At 68.7% G+C, this 16,027-nt stretch carries 16 protein-coding genes; 10 read left to right on the top strand and 6 right to left on the bottom strand.

Going from position 1 to position 16,027, the window contains the following annotated elements; all coding sequences use genetic code 11:
* Positions 1–89: 89 nt before the first annotated feature.
* The 6 genes from ACWDRB_RS61305 to ACWDRB_RS61280 all read right to left on the bottom strand — a co-directional run bounded on the left by ACWDRB_RS61305 (position 90) and on the right by ACWDRB_RS61280 (position 4,901).
* Positions 90–383, bottom strand: a complete 294-nt coding sequence (locus ACWDRB_RS61305) for a hypothetical protein (protein ID WP_449911018.1) — start codon at positions 381–383, stop codon at positions 90–92.
* Entirely contained in the window at positions 380–1,135 is a 756-nt protein-coding gene (locus ACWDRB_RS61300; protein ID WP_449911016.1) for a TnsA-like heteromeric transposase endonuclease subunit, read from the bottom strand. Before ACWDRB_RS61300 ends, ACWDRB_RS61305 begins: the two co-directional genes overlap by 4 nt.
* Before the next feature lie 382 nt (positions 1,136–1,517).
* The gene (locus ACWDRB_RS61295) at positions 1,518–1,808 is read right to left on the bottom strand and encodes a hypothetical protein (RefSeq protein ID WP_449911014.1); all 291 of its coding nucleotides are present in this window, start codon (positions 1,806–1,808) and stop codon (positions 1,518–1,520) included.
* Between the two features lie 555 nt (positions 1,809–2,363).
* Positions 2,364–3,176 (bottom strand): WbqC family protein, encoded by an 813-nt coding sequence (locus tag ACWDRB_RS61290; protein ID WP_449911012.1) that lies wholly within the window; start codon positions 3,174–3,176, stop codon positions 2,364–2,366.
* On the bottom strand, positions 3,118–3,786 hold the full coding sequence (locus ACWDRB_RS61285) for a YdcF family protein (RefSeq protein WP_449911010.1): 669 nt from the start codon (positions 3,784–3,786) through the stop codon (positions 3,118–3,120). Before ACWDRB_RS61285 ends, ACWDRB_RS61290 begins: the two co-directional genes overlap by 59 nt.
* Positions 3,783–4,901 carry a hypothetical protein gene (locus ACWDRB_RS61280; RefSeq protein ID WP_449911008.1) on the bottom strand — a complete coding sequence of 373 codons (1,119 nt, stop codon included), beginning with the start codon at positions 4,899–4,901 and terminating at the stop codon, positions 3,783–3,785. The genes ACWDRB_RS61285 and ACWDRB_RS61280 overlap by 4 nt, the downstream gene beginning before the upstream one ends.
* Positions 4,902–5,059: 158 nt before the next feature.
* Here ACWDRB_RS61280 and ACWDRB_RS61275 point away from each other — a divergent pair, with 158 nt between their 5' ends.
* From ACWDRB_RS61275 to ACWDRB_RS61230, 10 genes are all read left to right on the top strand, one after another.
* Positions 5,060–5,479: a hypothetical protein gene (locus ACWDRB_RS61275; protein ID WP_449911006.1), complete on the top strand. Its 420-nt coding sequence runs from the start codon at positions 5,060–5,062 to the stop codon at positions 5,477–5,479.
* 79 nt (positions 5,480–5,558) lie between these two features.
* The gene (locus ACWDRB_RS61270; protein ID WP_449911005.1) at positions 5,559–5,870 is read left to right on the top strand and encodes a hypothetical protein; all 312 of its coding nucleotides are present in this window, start codon (positions 5,559–5,561) and stop codon (positions 5,868–5,870) included.
* Positions 5,871–6,448: 578 nt separating this feature from the next.
* A complete protein-coding gene (locus ACWDRB_RS61265) occupies positions 6,449–6,601 on the top strand; it encodes a hypothetical protein (protein ID WP_449911003.1) in 153 nt (50 codons plus the stop codon).
* Between the two features lie 88 nt (positions 6,602–6,689).
* On the top strand, positions 6,690–7,895 hold the full coding sequence (gene fxlM / locus ACWDRB_RS61260; protein WP_449911001.1) for a methyltransferase, FxLD system: 1,206 nt from the start codon (positions 6,690–6,692) through the stop codon (positions 7,893–7,895).
* Positions 7,896–7,976: 81 nt separating this feature from the next.
* The gene (locus ACWDRB_RS61255) at positions 7,977–8,150 is read left to right on the top strand and encodes an FxLD family lanthipeptide (RefSeq protein ID WP_449910999.1); all 174 of its coding nucleotides are present in this window, start codon (positions 7,977–7,979) and stop codon (positions 8,148–8,150) included.
* Positions 8,151–8,262: 112 nt separating this feature from the next.
* The gene (locus ACWDRB_RS61250; protein ID WP_449910998.1) at positions 8,263–11,346 is read left to right on the top strand and encodes a lantibiotic dehydratase; all 3,084 of its coding nucleotides are present in this window, start codon (positions 8,263–8,265) and stop codon (positions 11,344–11,346) included.
* Entirely contained in the window at positions 11,343–12,578 is a 1,236-nt protein-coding gene (locus ACWDRB_RS61245; RefSeq protein ID WP_449910996.1) for a lanthionine synthetase C family protein, read from the top strand. Before ACWDRB_RS61250 ends, ACWDRB_RS61245 begins: the two co-directional genes overlap by 4 nt.
* A gap of 18 nt (positions 12,579–12,596) precedes the next feature.
* Positions 12,597–13,430 (top strand): thiopeptide-type bacteriocin biosynthesis protein, encoded by an 834-nt coding sequence (locus ACWDRB_RS61240; protein WP_449910994.1) that lies wholly within the window; start codon positions 12,597–12,599, stop codon positions 13,428–13,430.
* On the top strand, positions 13,427–14,572 hold the full coding sequence (locus tag ACWDRB_RS61235) for a hypothetical protein (protein ID WP_449910992.1): 1,146 nt from the start codon (positions 13,427–13,429) through the stop codon (positions 14,570–14,572). The genes ACWDRB_RS61240 and ACWDRB_RS61235 overlap by 4 nt, the downstream gene beginning before the upstream one ends.
* A 496-nt stretch (positions 14,573–15,068) precedes the next feature.
* On the top strand, positions 15,069–15,986 hold the full coding sequence (locus ACWDRB_RS61230; protein ID WP_449910991.1) for a phosphotransferase family protein: 918 nt from the start codon (positions 15,069–15,071) through the stop codon (positions 15,984–15,986).
* The last annotated feature ends 41 nt before the right edge of the window (positions 15,987–16,027 follow it).

The following is a 16,027-nucleotide window of genomic DNA, read 5'->3' as shown; positions in this document are numbered from 1 at the left end:
CCCCAGCACGACGAACGCGGGATAGAACAGAACGCAGACCGGGACCTGGTCAATTACGTGAACGCAGCCCTGCTCAATAACGAGATCGTTCACAGACCGGTCAACACCTCGACGACGTGCTGATGCCACCACATCGTCCGATCCACGACCTCTTCCGGCAGGCCGTTGAGCATTCCCGCAGGCAGTCGCGGTGCAGGGGAGGACTTTCCCAGATGTTCAAATCCGTCCGAAGCCAGCAAGTGAACCAGCTGGACCACGCTGACCTGGCCGTGCTCGTCAGCCAACCGCACCACAGTGCCCGACAGGCCAACGACCGTCTGCGCCCTCCCATCGAAGGTCACTCGATCGCTCACCCGTAACGCCTCTGGCTTGGCCGTACTCATCGCAGCGCCCCCCTCGCCACGCACACGACCGTGTCGGGGGACAGCGCCGCCGTACTCAACTCGGCGATCAACTTCTGCCACCACATCAGGTGAAACAGCACCGGCAGGACCGCCAGGCGGTCACCCACGTCCTCGGCCCCAGCAAACAGCCGCCGAGGCTCGCCAAAGACCTCCATGAGCTTCCCCGCGATATCCGCATGAAAGCACCTCGCATGCCGATAGCCCGACAGCCAGCGCAGATTCGCTCTCAGAACAGCGGAGAGACCACCGACGCGCTCATACCGCCAACCGACTTCCTCACACGCTCGGGCCGTGGCTTCGAAGACCTCCGCGTCCTCGGGGCCGATGAGATCATCAGGGCGAACGTCGATCACCAGCCCGCCACCGTCGCTCAGCCGGGCGAAGTAGTCCGGAGCGTGCCGCCGCTCCCGTTTCCCGCCTGGCCAGTGCAACCAGAACGGCTGCGAAGAGAACGCCACCACCTCGGGCCGGAAGTCCAGCACCATCGCCACGTCGCGCTCCACCCAGGACTCATAGCCGACATGGGTGCCACTCGTCGCCGACCACCACAAACCTGCGAAGTTCTTCTGCCCCTTGAACGACGGAAATGATCGGGCTGGTTTCGCCTGCTCAAAGGGCATATCCCACAACGAGGAGAGCGGCCCGCGGGTCAGTTCGCGCCCAGCTCCCACAATGGTGACCTCAAACAGAGACCCGCCAACAGCCGCAGTCGCCGTCGCCAACCGGCTCATTGCCCCACCATGAATGTGATCAAGGAAACCTTGATCGCAGACCATAGCGCCTAAATGATCACCACGCCAGAGGAGATCCGCGCGACAGAGCAGATCTAGTGAGACGAGCCGTCCAGCCGAGCAGATCGCGTGAGACAACCATGATCACAGAGCAGATTGAATGAGATGCGAAACCCGACCCACCTTCGGGAGCGGACGCCGCCGAGTAGATCAAGTGAGACAAGCTCTGAACTCAACCAGTCGATTGAGACAACGAGCAGGTCTATTGAGACAGCACAATCACTTCTAACAATAACTTCTGGCGGCTGTTGAGCGGCTGCGCCTGCCTGATACCGGACAGAAGGTGGATTCTGTTTGGTTACGAGCATGATCATCGCAAGCATCATGAACTAGGCGGTGATCCGCTCCAGCCGCGATACGCCAGTTCCCGACGAAGGATCAGGTTCTCACCGTGAGCCTGCTCCAGTGCCCGGCGGAGTTCTGCCACGCCGCCGGTGTGCGGCCTTAGCCGGGTGATCTCCGCGGTCAATGCGAGTACTACGTTGTCCGCAGACGCGCGGATGTCGGCATCCACGCCGACGATCGCGACTGCCCACGGCAGTGTGGAGCGCTGGCGGAGTTGCTTGCTACGTTGCCGCAGGATCTCGTACCCGTACAGGAAGGAGTGCGACACACCAGGCTTCGCGCTGCATGGCCTGAAAGGTCGCGGCGCCGTCCTTGACGGCCGGCTTTCGACTTGGCCTCGGACTTGCGCCGGGCCGAAGCGTCGAGCGGGTCGATGCGCCGTTGCCGCTGCTGGTCCGCGCTCTCGGGGGCGGCACGGTCATGGCGTGGTCCGGCTGCACCGATTCGATCTTCATGGTCGGCACGTCGAGTCCACCATCTGGTGCACCGGGACGTGGCGGAACAGCAACACCGCCCCAACGCCGCTGACTCGGTCCTGGCCCAGGCGCAGGCCTGGATGGCCGAACACTCGAGACGCTGCCTGAGCGGGCATACACCGACATCGCCATCCGGCCGTTGCAGCATGTATTCGGTGGAGTGCTCTTCGGTCTGGTCATCGAGCAAGGGCACGGCGAACAAGAAGACGAAGACAAGTGGGCCGAGTTCTATCTGAATCGGTTCGGATTCTACGACCCCTGGGACGGCCAGTGGTTCCCTGACTTCAGACGATGCGACCAAACTCGCCACAGTTCAATACGCGATGCCGTCAGTGTCAAGGTCCGGCTCAGAACCAGGTCCGGTGCTGTACGAGCCCTTCAACGGCAAGGGTCCGGCGCCTCAGCGCTGCCAGTTCCTGCAGCAGACCATGCGGGCCGGCGAGCATCAAGGCGTGTACGGCGCTCACCTCTCGGGCGGATGTCCAGACCCCCGACGTGGGGGGCTGAAACGGAAGGACCTCGATCGAGTGGGCCAGGAAGGCGGCCGGATCCAGGTACTGCATGCCCCCTGTCCCGCACAGGTAGGTCGTGGCGCCTGTCAGCCAGGCCAGGTCGGCCAGGCGCTGCGACCGTTCACCACGTGCGAGCAGATCACTGCTGTGCAGGATCTGCCCCTGCCACCCGACTTCCTCCAGCAGCAGGCGTGTGGACAGCTCCGTCACGTCCGCCAGCCGGTCCGTGCTCTCAAACGCGGCGAGCATAGGTTCAAGCCGCCGCTTGAACGGCGGCCAGTACGCGCTGTGCCGGTAGTGGTCGGCGAGGAGTTGGGTGACGCGGCGTCGGCAGCGGGCGGCATCGGCCAGGCGTGCGCCGCGGATGGAGGTCGAGCGGCCGTGTGGCAGATGGGTGGCGATCGACAGCCACTGGGGCTGTCCTGAGCCGCCAAGCGGGGCGAGGCGGGTGCGGTGCTGGTAGTCCCTGCGGGCGAACTGCACGTCGTCCAGGACGATCCAGTAATCGGCGGTGAACAACTTGGCCAGGGTCGCCAGCCGGGGAAAGAGGTTGGGCTGGTGAATGGCGCACACCTCGCCGTACGGCGGGTCAGGACGACAGAAGCCTGCTGTCGAATCCGGCGCGGAGAAGAGCCTGGTAGGCGTCATGGACCTCTCCTGGGACGGACTGCTCGATCGCGTAGCCGAGCTTGGGGTACTCGATCACGCGCTGAAGGTCGCCGACCAGCATGTCGATAACCAACTTCGGATCGCCGATCGAGCTGACATAGTCGTCCAGCTCAAGCGGCTCAGAGGTGCACACCACTTCGACCTCGGGCCACACCTTCCGCGCCGTGGCGTACGCCCGGCGCTCCATGTACGGCTTGGAGATCAGGAGCACCGAACCGGGCTGGATACCCGCGTCGGCCAGCACCTGGCGGGCCAGCGCGATGTTCTGGCCGGTGTTGGTGGCGTTCGGCTCCAGCAGGATCGCCTCGTTGGGCACGCCGAGCTCGAGCGCGTGCTCGCGGTAGTGGACGGCCTCGCCTCGGGGGAAGCGGGCTGCGGTGGTGGGGCTGGTGGCGCCTGAGAAGACGAGCAGCGGGAACCATCCGGCCTGGTACAGCTCGGCCGCCGCGCGCGCAACCCCGAGGTCGTGGCTGCCGAGGCCGATGGCCACGTCACACGGGCGCAGGTCGTGGTGCATCTGGTGGTAGTCCCAGATGGTGCGGGCATGACGCCACTGCTCGTCGGTGATGACCTGCTGCTTGAGACTCACTCGGCTGCTCCTGATCGCCGTGGTAGAGGGAGACGGATCTCCCCCTGGATGGTCTGCTGGATGCCCTCGATGCTGCGCAGTTGGTGCGCGAGCCCGTGCTGCGCGGCCTCGCGTGCGGCACGGTCGAGGATCATCAGCCCATCATCCACGGTGGCCCGGTCCGAAAGCAGGATGTGCCCGTAGGCCGTCTCTAGGCGGACCCGCTGCATGGGCGCATCGGTGACGGCGGTGGCGCGGGCGAGGTCGATCAGGCGTAGCGCCTCCGAGAGGTTCCCGGTGCCGCGGTGGGCCAGAGCGAGTTTCTGGTGCGCGACGGACCAGTCCTCGGGTTCGCCGAGGCTCTCGAATTCGCGGATGGCGGTCGTCATCAGGCGCGCGGCGTAGTCGTTCTTGTCGCTCTTACTCAGGGCGGTCCCGACCCACAGCCGAGCTCGCGTCCGGTCGCGTAGTGAGAGCCGGTCATCCACCGCCAGCGCCTCATACTCCTTGGCGGCCTCGTCCAATCGACCCGACATCTCGGCGACCACCGCCAGGGAAAGGTCGAGCTGGGCGATACGGCGAGGGATGTCGAGCTGGCCGTAGATGGACCGTGCGTTGAGGTAGGAGCGGCGCGCGGACAACGGGCCGGCGACGGCACCCTGATCGCGCTGGAGGTCGCCGAGCAACGTCGTTGATCGGGCGAACAGGTACAAGCCCTTGTCATCCAGAGCGTGCGGATCGTAGAGGGTGAGCCATCTGTTCAGCAGGTCGGCCGCGAAACTGAAGCTCTGGCGGCTGAGGGCCACGACCGCCCTGTCAAGGTCATCGGTCCACGTCTCGTAGTCCCAGGCCCGCGGCCCTACCCGAGTGACTCGAACGCCCTGGCCAGCGCTCTGGCCCAGTTCCAGCAGCAGGGTCTCGAACCGCAAGTGGGCCGCCGCGTCCGCGCGGGCGAGCGCGGTGTCCAGGATCGCCTGGGTGTCCGGGCGCGGCCGGGTAGCGACGCCCAGGTGGTCCCACTTCGCGATAGTGCGGGGGGCCACGCCGAGATGCCTGGCGAAAATGCGGACACTCATCCGCAGGGCAAGACGCAGTGCATGGGCTTCCAGGCCCGTCCACTCATGCACGGTCGTCACGACGCTGCTCCCTTCCACGGCCATGGAAGCACGCGTAGGCGCTGAGGGCCTACGCAAGTGCAACGCAAGTGCTACAGCCGGTCGTATCCAACCGGGCCACGGCTCGCCATGCTCGAAGAGCAGACCAGTAGGCCGTAGCCACGGTTAGGACGACTACCTTGTGGACACTCACCGAACAACAGGAAGTAGACAGCCCGATCGTCTACGGCTACCTACGGCTGCACCGCTCGACACCCGAGCGGCACGCTGCTCTCACGGTGACGCTGGCCCAATACTGCGAGCGGCACGAACTGCAGCTCTGCGGCATCTTCACGGATCGTGAAGGTAGGCCCGGTGACGACCCGGCGTTCGTGGGACTCTTGGACGTCCTCACCTTGTCCGGCGCTTACGGAGTGGTCTTGCCGACCGCCGGCCATCTGGGCAAGAAGCGTGTCGCTGCCCGACGCCGAGAACAGATAGGCGCGATCGGGGCGCGTCTGCTCCTCGTTCGCGGTGCCCTTCGCCGGGCGACTGCTGCCGCGCCGCTTCCGCACTCGCGTGCTGCGTCGTCGCCGGACCACATGCCGTCCGCACGATAACCGCCAATCGCCCAGATATTCCTGTCGTCCTGGCCGAGGCCGGCCTGCGCGCCTTTCGATGTTCCATCCGGAGAAACCCATGATCTTGGTCAACGAGAGCGACGCCGCCGCTGACGAGGCAGGGAGAAGGTGCGTGGAGAGCCTCCAGCATCGCCTTCCCGACTGGTGGCTAATGTACTCCCGCTACGGCCGCTCCCTCGTCGCCTTCTACGAAGGCCCCTGCGCGCGGGGCGGGATCAGTGTCGAGGCTGAGCACCCAGAGGAGTTGCTGCGCCTCATGGGCGACGCGATCCAGGCGCAGTGGAAGGCCCAGATGAGGCTCACCCGCGCCAACCCCACCGACGCTCCCCGGGAAGCGCCTTCCGGCCCACAGTGGAGAGCGGCCGGATGATCAGACGGGACATGGCCGAGCTGGCGGCCCCGCGCGCAGCCGGGGCTGCCGTACCACGTCTCGGCGCGGCCCGGCCCGCGGATAGGGGCCGTGCCCCTCTTGCCGGCCATGCACCACGGCGCGGGTTTTACCGGCCGTGGAAACCCATTCCCTCCTGGCCCGCGCTGCCACAAAGCCCCTTGCCCACCTCCTGCGGCCCTCTCCCCGAACATCCTCACCCGCACGCATCGGGGTGGCCAACGGCGAAGCGGAGTTGCAGAGACCTGCAACGGAACTGCAGCACCGCTCCTCTCCTCGTGCCGGGGCAAGGCTTGCATCATCAATGCACGCACCCCTCACCGCGATGTGTCCTCCGGTTACGGCTCTGCCCTCAGCACCAGACAGTGAGACGTGCGCGGAGAGAGCGGACCATGGCGAGCCACCAACCGCAACCAGTTGAGCAGACGCCCACCCGGGCTGAGGAGGAGGCGCCCACTTTCACATGGGTCCCGTACGAGTCGCACGGCGGGACCCTCCGAATCAGTCGTACCTCGTGCTGCGGCGCCGTCGAGCTGGCGTCTGAAGGAGGCGAATACTTCGTGCTGCGCTACTCCAGGGCCGGCCGCTACGAGGAGACCAGCCGCGGCGTGTACCGCAAGGCCGCCACCGCCTACATCGCCCTCGAGCACAAACACCGCAGCGAGGACCATCGCGGGGAAGCACCGGAACAATACGCGCCCATTGACCAGTGAAAGGCCGGCGAGGCTACCCCCCAGGATTGCCCGCCAACAGCCACTATCGACCAGTTGCCCACCACGATCAAGAAGAGGGGACCTATCGGTGACCACCGACAACGACGTCCAGGACGCCACCGCGTTGCGCGCCGCCATGGTGCGCGAACTTTGGGACACGAGCGTAATCCAGTCCGAGTCTGTGGCGGCAGCCATGGCTGTCGTGCCGCGCCACGTGTTTACGCCAGGCGAGCCGCTGGAGGTCGCCTACGCCGTGGACAGCGCGCCCATCGTCAAGCGCGACGACAACGGTATGACTCTCAGCTCGGTGTCCGCCGCTCACCTCCAGGCCACCATGCTGGAACAGGCCGCGGTCGAACCCGGCATGCGGGTCCTCGAAATAGGCAGTGGCGGCTACAACGCCGCCTTGCTGGCCGAGCTCGTGGGCGACAAGGGACGCGTCACCACGATGGACATCGACCCCGACATCGTGGAGCGCGCTGGTGCCTTCCTCCACGAGGCCGGCTACGACCAGGTGGACGTGGTGCTGGCCGACGCGGAGCAGGGCGTCCCCATGGCGGCGCCCTTTGATCGGATCATCGTTACAGCGGGGAGCTGGGACATCCCGCCCGCGTGGCTGGAACAGCTCAGCCCCGCCGGTCGGATCATCGTCCCGCTTCGGATCAAAGGAGTGACCCGCTGGATCACGTTCGACCGTGACGGCAAGGGTGGTCTGATCAGCCGCGACTACGGCTTGTGTGTCTTCGTGCCCTTCCAGGGGGACGGCTCCCACACCGAGCGGAACATCGTGGTCGACGACGGGGTGGTGGTGCGCCTCGACGACGAGGACCTCAAGGTCGACGCAGAGGCGTTGCGCCGGGCGTTGCACCTGCCGAGGATCGCCCGCTGGTCCGGGGCCGCGTTCGACATGCCCGACGAAGTGGCGCTGTTCCTGCTCACTAACGACCCGGACATGGTCATGCTGTACGCGGAGCAGAAGCGCATCGACCAGGACCTGCTCGCGCCCTCCACCGCGTTGGGCGTGCCCGTCCTGATCAGCGGCGACAGCTTCGCTTACCGGACCAGGCGTGCGAACGACCAGACGGGCGGATTCGAGAGCGGCGTTTACGCGCACGGACCCTCGGCCGAGGAGGTCGCCGCCCGGTACGTGGAGCTGCTGCGCCAGTGGGCGGCCAAGCACCACCGCCGCGGTGCCGCGTCCTTCAGGTACATCCCCAATGCCGTCAGCGCGCCGGCCCCCTCCAGCGGGGTCATCGCCAAGCGGCACGGCGTTGTCGCCATCGCCTGGCAGTAGACCACCGGGGCCCCTGGGGTCTGGACGATCCTCAGGAGGCACCGGGGAACCCCACCCACCATCATCGAAGGAGGTTCATCCATGGCCGTCACACAGCTTGTCGAACAGGATGCCGGAGGCTGGGGCACGGACGACTGGAGCGCCGACCTGGACGTGTCTATCGTCGAAGACACCCTGGCCGCCGAGCAGCTCATCCGCCCGACCGACGACGGCTGCAACTCCACGTGCGCGACCGCGTGCACGAGTTGCCCGTAGGCGCCGCCCGGGTGCCGCCGCGCGCCTGCTGACATCCGACGCCTGACCTGAGCGCCCGGCCGGCGCAGCTCACCGGCCGGCCGGGCACGCCCCTCAGCTACGGGAGCGCCCGATGTACCACTATCTCGACGCCGCGGTGTTACGCGCCCCCGCGTGGCCGCCAGACCAGCAGGTCCAGCCGGTCGCATCGTGGCCTGATCTGACCGGTCCAGAAGCGGGCCCCGTCTCCTGGCGGGCCTGGCTGGCTCGCACGTGGCAGACGCCGGGGTTCGCGGCGGCCGTGGAGCAGTCCAGCCCGAGCCTGGCTCGGCAGGTGCGCGACATCTGCGACGGACGGCAGATACCCGACCCGGCCGCGCGCCGGGCGGTGCTCGCCGTGATGCGCTACCTCCTGCGCGCCACCAGCCGTGCGACACCGTTCGGCCTGTTCGCCGGAGTGGCACCGGCTCGCATCGCCGCCGGAACCGGCGTCCCGGCGGTGCATATCGGCGACGCGCACCGCCCAGTAGCCCGCGTCACGGCGGAATGGCTCGCCGCGGTCGTCCAGTGGCTGGAAGGTGACAAGGCGCTCCGGCGACGCTTGAGCGTGGTAGCCAATGGGCTGGCGTTCGAGCGGGACGGCCGCCTGGTACTCGCCCATCGTGCCAGCGCCGTGGCGGGCGGTGCGCCGGAGGAGGTGAGCGTGCGCGCCACAGGCCCTGTCCGGACAGTGCTCCGGCTGGCGCGTGATCCCCTCCCCGTCACGGACCTGATGGCCCTGCTGTCCGCCGCATCCCCCCAGACTCCCGAAAGCACCATCGACGCGCTCGTGGCCGCGCTGGTGGCCCAGCGTCTCCTGCTCACCAGCCTGCGCCCACCTATGACAACCACCGATCCGCTCGGGCACCTCCTGCGGGAACTGGACGCCGCCAACGCGCGCGACATCCGCCAGGTGGCCGCGATCGCGAAGGGCCTGCACGCCATCGCGGACGAACTCGCCCAGCACGACCGCGCACCCGTCGCCGTGGCGGGCGAGCATCGCGCCCGCGCGGCCGCCGCGATGGCAGCCATCCACCGCACCACGCACCCGCCGCTGACCATCGACCTGCACCTGGACGGGGAGGTGACGGTGCCCGCCACCGTGGCGGCCGAGGCCGCCACAGCAGCAACCGCGCTCGCCCGCTTAGCCCGGCGCCCCGCGCTCAACACCGGCTGGATCGCCTGGCATGAACGATTCCTGGACCGCTACGGACCGCACGCCCTCGTCCCGCTGATGGACGCCGTCGACGCCGACACCGGGCTCGGCTACCCGGCCGGATACGACGGCACCCACGCGTCCCGGGCCGAGACGGTGACCGACCGCGACCGCAAACTGCTGGTGCTGGCGCACAACGCCGCGATGCGCGGCCAGCGCGAGATTCTGCTCGATGACGACATGATCGCCGACCTCGGCGGGGTGGCCCCCGGCGCGCCGGTTCAGCCCACCACCGAAGTGACGGTACGAGTCGATGCGCCCACCGCCCAGGCGTTGGCCGAGGGCCGGTTCACGCTCGTCGTGGCCGGGGTGTCACGCGCAGCGGGCACCACCACCGGCCGGTTCCTGGACCTGTTCGACGACGAGCACCGGCAGCGGATGAGCACCATATACACGAGCCTGCCCACGAGCGCCCAGGACGCGCTCGCCGTCCAGGTGTCGGCGCCCGCGCCGTACACCAGCACGGACAACGTCGCCCGCGCCCCGCAGGTGCTGACGCACGTTCTCCCGGTCGGCGACCACCCCACCGGCGGCACGCAGCTGCTCGCGCTGGATGACCTCGCCGTCACCGCCGACCAGCACGGCATCTCCCTGGTGTCACGCTCGCGCCGCCGCACCGTCCAGCCCGTGATCCTCAACGCCGTGAACCCGGTCCGGCACACCCACCCGCTGGCGCGTTTCCTCCTCGAAGCGCCGAACGCGCTGCGCGTCCCGTGCGCCGGCTTCGACTGGGGTCCCGCAGCCGCGCTGCCGTTCGTTCCCGCGCTGCGCTATCGGCGCACGATCATCTCGCCCGCCCGCTGGCGGCTCACCGCCGCCGACCTGCCCGCGCCCTCGGCCGACTGGGAGGAATGGGACACCGCCCTCACCGTCTGGCGGGAGCTGGTGGCGCTGCCGGAGACGGTCTGCCTCGGCGGCGGCGACCAGCACATCCGGCTCAACCTCAACGAGCCCGCGCACCGCGCCCTGCTGCGCGCCCAGGTGGATCGCGCCGAGACGGCCGTGCTGCGCCTCGCGCCCGACGCCGGCGCGGCCGGGTGGATCGGCGGACGCGCGCACGAGATCGTGATCCCGCTCGCCGCGACCGGCCGACCCACCGAACCGCCCCGGCTCCCGCGCGAGGTGACGTCCCGCGACCACGGCCACCTGCCCGGCCAACACGGGCGGCTGTCGCTCAAGCTGTACGGCCACCCCGACCGCCACGACGCCATCCTCACCCGCCACCTGCCGCGCCTGACTGATGCGCTCGACGCCGAAGCGCGGTGGTGGTTCCTGCGCTACCACGACCCCAACCACCACCTCCGCATCCGCCTCACCGTGCCCGCGAGCGCGTTCGCCGACGCCGCCGGCCAAGTCACCACCTGGAGCGTGCAGGTACGCCAGGCCGGACTGACAGCGCACGTGCAATGGGACACCTACTTCCCGGAGACGAGCCGATTCGGCGGCCCCGCCGCCATGAACGCGGCCGAGGCATACTTCGCCGCCGACTCAGCCACGGTCCTCACCCAGTTGACCGCGATCGCCACCCCCGGCGGCCCCAACCTGCACGCCCTGACCGCCGCCAGCCTGCTCGACACCGCCACCGCCTTCCTCGGGGACACCGGCACAGCGATGCGCTGGCTGATCGGCCACACCCGCACCGACGCCTCCCGGCCCGACCGGGCCATCTACGACCAGGCCGTCAGCCTGGCCAGCCCGGACGATCACAACGCGCTGGCCGCACACCAGGCAGGCGAGCAGATCCTCTCCTCCTGGGCGCGGCGACGGCAGACGCTGGCCGCCTACCGCCGCACGCTGGAAGAGGCAGGCACGCTGCCCCCGGCGGGCGTGCTGCCTGATCTGCTGCACCTGCACCACGCCCGCATGGCCGGACCCTCGCTGGCCGGAGAGCGGGCATGCCTGCACCTGGCCCGCGCCGCCGCCTTGAGCTGGACCGCCCGCCCTAGAAGGAGCAGCCCATGAACGAGCCGCAGCCGAACGCGCTGGCCGTAGCCGGGTCCATCGCCACGGCGTTGGCCGACCCCCAGCCATGGGCCGCCGAACCGCCCGGCAAGGGGCGGGCCTGGCCGCAATCGCTGGTGGGCGGCGCAGCTGGCATCGCCCTCCTGCACATCGAACGCGCCCGCTCCGGCCATGGCGACCCCGGCACCGCGCACGCCTGGCTGACGGTGGCCGCCTCCGGCGCGTTGACGGCGGCTGCCAATGCCGGTCTGTTCTTCGGCGCTCCCGCCTTGGCCTTCGTTACGTACGCGGCCGCCGGCGACTCGGGCCGATATCGGGGCGCCCTGGCCCGCCTGGACGACGCGGTCACGACGCTGACCCGCACACGGCTGGCCGCAGCTCATGCCCGCATCGACCGCGGCGAACGGCCCGAAATGAGGGAATTCGATCTGATCCGCGGGCTGGCCGGACTGGGCGCCTACCACCTCAGACGCCACCCGGATCACCAGATCACCCACGACGTGCTGTCCTACCTGGTGCGCCTGGCCGAACCGCTACCCGCAGGCGGCGGTGGGCTTCCCCCGTGGTGGACGAATGTCTCACCCAACGGCGAGCCGAGTCCGGACTTCCCGGGCGGGCACGGCAACCTGGGGCTCTCTCACGGCATCGGCTCCGTTCTGGCCTTGCTGTCTCTGGCCGTCATCCGGAACGTGCCGGTGCCCGGCGCGATCGAAGCGATCGAAGCCATCTGCACCTGGACCGATGAGTGGCGGCAGGACGGCTCGGGCCCGTGGTGGCCTGGATCCATCACCCTTGACCAGGTACGCGAACAGCGCATCGACCCGTCGCAGCGCCCTCGGCCGTCGTGGTGCTACGGGATCAGCGGCACCGCGCGTGCCCAGCAACTGGCGGGCATGGCGCTCGGCGACGCCGCACGCAAGCAGAGCGCCGAGTCCGCCATGCTGGCGACACTGCGCGATCCTACGCAGCTCGATCGGCTCCCGGAGATCGGTTTGTGCCACGGAACGGCCGGGCTGCTCCAATCCGCCTGGTGGATGGCCGCCGACGCCCACACCTCCCAGATCGGTGCCGAACTCCCCACCGTGGCCAACCGGCTGACCACGCAGATTTCCCGGCGCATGCCCGAACCCGAACTCCTCGATGGCGCCGCCGGGGCCGCGCTCGCCCTGCACACCATCGGCACCGGCATCGCCCCCGCGTCGCGCTGGGACACCTTCCTGCTGCTGGCCTGACCACCGGAGACAACCTTCATGGACACCTGCCCGTGGCGGCAAGTCAACCTCGCCTTCCCCGACTGGGCTAAGGCCGAGCACACCGCCGTGACCCACCTCGCTCCACTGCTGGGCGCAGCCGAAGACGAACGGCTCGTCACCGCTTGGTTCTTCATGCGCAAGACGCCCTGCTGGCGCATCCGCTACGCGCCCAGCAGCGGCCGAACGCAGGCACACCTCCGACGCCACCTGGACGACCTCATCCGGCACGGCCACATCGACGCCGCGACCGAGGCTATCTACGAACCCGAAACGCACGCATTCGGCGGCGCCGAAGCGATGTGGTGTGCTCACGACCTCTTCCACCTCGACAGCCGCCACCTGCTCCACCACCTCACCTACTCGCCAGGTATTGAGCGCCGCCGCGAACTGTCGATCCTGCTGTGCACGACATTGCTGCGCTCGGCCGGGTTGGACTGGTACGAGCAGGGCGACGTGTGGGCGCGGGTGGCCGACCACCGCGAGCTCACCGACCCGATCCCCCCGCAGCGGCGGCTCACGCTGGAGGCCGGACTACGGCGGTTGATGAGCGTGGACGCCAACCCGCTGTTACGCGACGGCGCGCCCATGGCATTCGCCGCGGAATGGTCAGCAGCGTTCGCCACCGCCGGCCGGGATCTATCCCGCCTGTCAGCCGAAGGGGTGCTGCACCGCGGCCTGCGCGCTGTCCTCGCCCACCACATCATCTTCGCCTGGAACCGGCTCGGCATGCCCTACACCACCCAGGCCGTCCTAGCCCACACCGCCCAACAGGTCGTGTTCGGATGCGACCCCACGGCCGCCCTCGAAGCCGAGGAAAGCGAGAGATCATGAACGTCTTGCTGCAGCAGGCTGCGCAGCGTTTCCCCCTGATCGCGCGCCCCCGCCCAGCGTGCCTGCCCCTCCGGACGCGCATCGCCGAACTGCGCGACCTCAGCGACGCCGCCTCCCACGGCACCGAACGCGGCCACCTCACCCTCGCCTCCGAGGCGCTGAACAAGGCCGCGCTGATCGCGAGCGACTGCGGCGACACCGCTACGGCCCGCTCCCTATGCTGGCGGCACTTCACCGCCTACCTGCCCGCCTGGCCACTGGACGCACCCCAAGCACGCTACGCCCTGGAGCCGCTCGTCAACCTCGCCCGGCTGGCCATCCGCGAACACCACGGCGCCCACGCCTACCTCCTGCTGGACAACCTTTTCCACGCCGTCAGCAACGGCGGCACAGCCGACATCGACGGCCACCGCCTCCCATTCGACGGTCTCACCCGGACCGGCACCGATCTCCACACGGTCCGCACGTGGCTGTGGAGCGTCTTCCTGAGCGAAGGCATCCGGGCTCTCATCAGCGCGGACCAGTGGGACCAAGCGGTCGCCCACGCACGGCAGCACCGCGGTGTCGGTCAGCGGCTCCTGGACGGCCGGCAGGCCACCATCGTCGCGCACTGCCTCGACGGGCGTACCGACACCGCCCTAAAGCTCCTCGCAGACAGTGAGCCCCTCCAGCCGTGGGAACACGCGGTGGCCGGGTGCCTGGACCTGCTGTGTAGCCGTGCGGCCGGGCGCTCAACCGGCGACACCGCCGCCAAGGTCCAACGCCACTATCTCGAGCTCGGCCAGACGCCGGGGCTGCTGGTCTTCCGTATGCGCCTCGGTCTGACCATGCTTGACCTCGCCACCGTGACCGACCGGCCTTTTGCTGACCGGGTGTTCACGTCCCTGATCAGCGACGTTCTCGCGACGGCGGACGGGTATGCCGCGCGGGAAGTCCTTGCCCACAAGCAGGGCAATGCGATGCTCAGCCTGGCAGAGCAGCATGAACTCACCTCAGCCATACGGGACGCCGGGCTGGGGCTCGGCACCATCCCGCCCCCGCTGCTGGGCGACCTCCTCGCAGCCGTGCGCACGAGCGAGACAGTGATAGAGAGCAGCCTGGACACGCGCTCACAAGTCGTGACCAGGCACGCCCCAATCTAGGAGCCATCCCGGCCGTGGCTTGCCCCGCAGCCCAGCCACGGCAGCCGCGCCGGCTCCGGCCCGGTGCCGGCGCGGCGCGGCCGTGGGGACGACGCGGCAACGTCGTTCCACGGCCGCACGACTTCCGTCCACGATGGCCCCAGTAAAGGACACCTGATGGCCCCCATCCCCACCCCCGACAACGGCTACTACGGGTGGCTGCCGCAGAACGCCGAGTTGCGTGATCGCTGGAAGCGGTTGAGGCGACTACTGCACCCGCTCCTGCCTCCAGGGCATCCCACCCGGGCGAGGGAACCGGCGCAGGATCACCCAGTGGCGGCGGCGTCCATGGCTTCGAGCGGCACGGAAGCGACATGGTGTGACATTCAGTCTGCCGGTAGAAAGACGTGTGGGCATGCAGATTGCGGTACCTGCTGGTCGACCACCCTGCGGCCAACGGTAGGCCCGCTCATATCCTTGACGCGATGACCAACTCCAGCACCCCTTGGCCCAAGCCATGACGACCGATGGCCAAGCCGCATCTTTCACTGCGGCGGCCGCGTTCCATGCTCTTCGGCTCGCATGCGAGCAGAAGGAACTGAACTGGTCGGGTGCCACCTTGCTCGGCCCCGTCGGCGACAACGGCGTCTTCAGGCTTCCCAACGAACGCATCGTCGCCCGGGTGGCCTGGGGGATGTCGGCACTGGAATCGGTCGAGCGGGAGCTTCGCGTGGCCGCGTGGCTCGCTGAGCATGATCTGCCTGCCGTGCGTCCGTCTTCCATGGTGGCGGAGCAGCCGGTGCTGAGTGACGGCCGGGTGCTCACGTTCTGGGAGGAGATCCCCGACCCGCAGCAGGGGCGGCCAGCCGATATCGGCGCGCTGCTGCGGCGCCTGCACGCGCTTCCCGCCCCACCGGACGGATTGCTGCCCAGATTTGACCCGTTCGTCCGCCAGGATTCCCACATCCGCGACTCCGCTGGCCTCCATGAGCAGGACAGGCGCTTTCTCATGGGCCGCCTGGAGGAGCTGCGGGCCGCCTACGCCAACCTTCCATTTGCTCATGCGCCGCGCGCCATTCACGGCGACCCGCACCGCAAGAACCTCGTTCGTGGCGCCGACGGCCGCGCTGTCATGCTGGACCTGGAGCGGTTCGCCGTGGGGCCAGTCGAGTGGGACCTCATCGTGCCAGCGGTCTACCACCTGGTCGGCTGGTACAGCGACGCGGAGTACGCCACCTTCGCCGAAGCCTACGGCTGGGACATTGCGCAGTGGGACGGCTTCTCCACGCTGGCGAGTGTGCGACAGCTGCGAATGACGACGTGGCTGGCAGGCCGCACCGGCCGGGAACCGCGGCTGATCCCCGAAGTGCTCAATCGCATTGCGGCGCTGCGCAACCCGAGCGCTCCCCGCCGCCCGTGGACGCCGGGGACCTGACCGGTCTTGGGTGGCCTGGGCCGAACGTGAGCGGCGTCCTG

It is taken from the genome of Nonomuraea sp. NPDC003707, assembly GCF_053587055.1.
The sequence above is the reverse complement of the archived record's forward strand: the minus strand, read 5'-3'. Positions and strand labels throughout refer to the sequence as shown.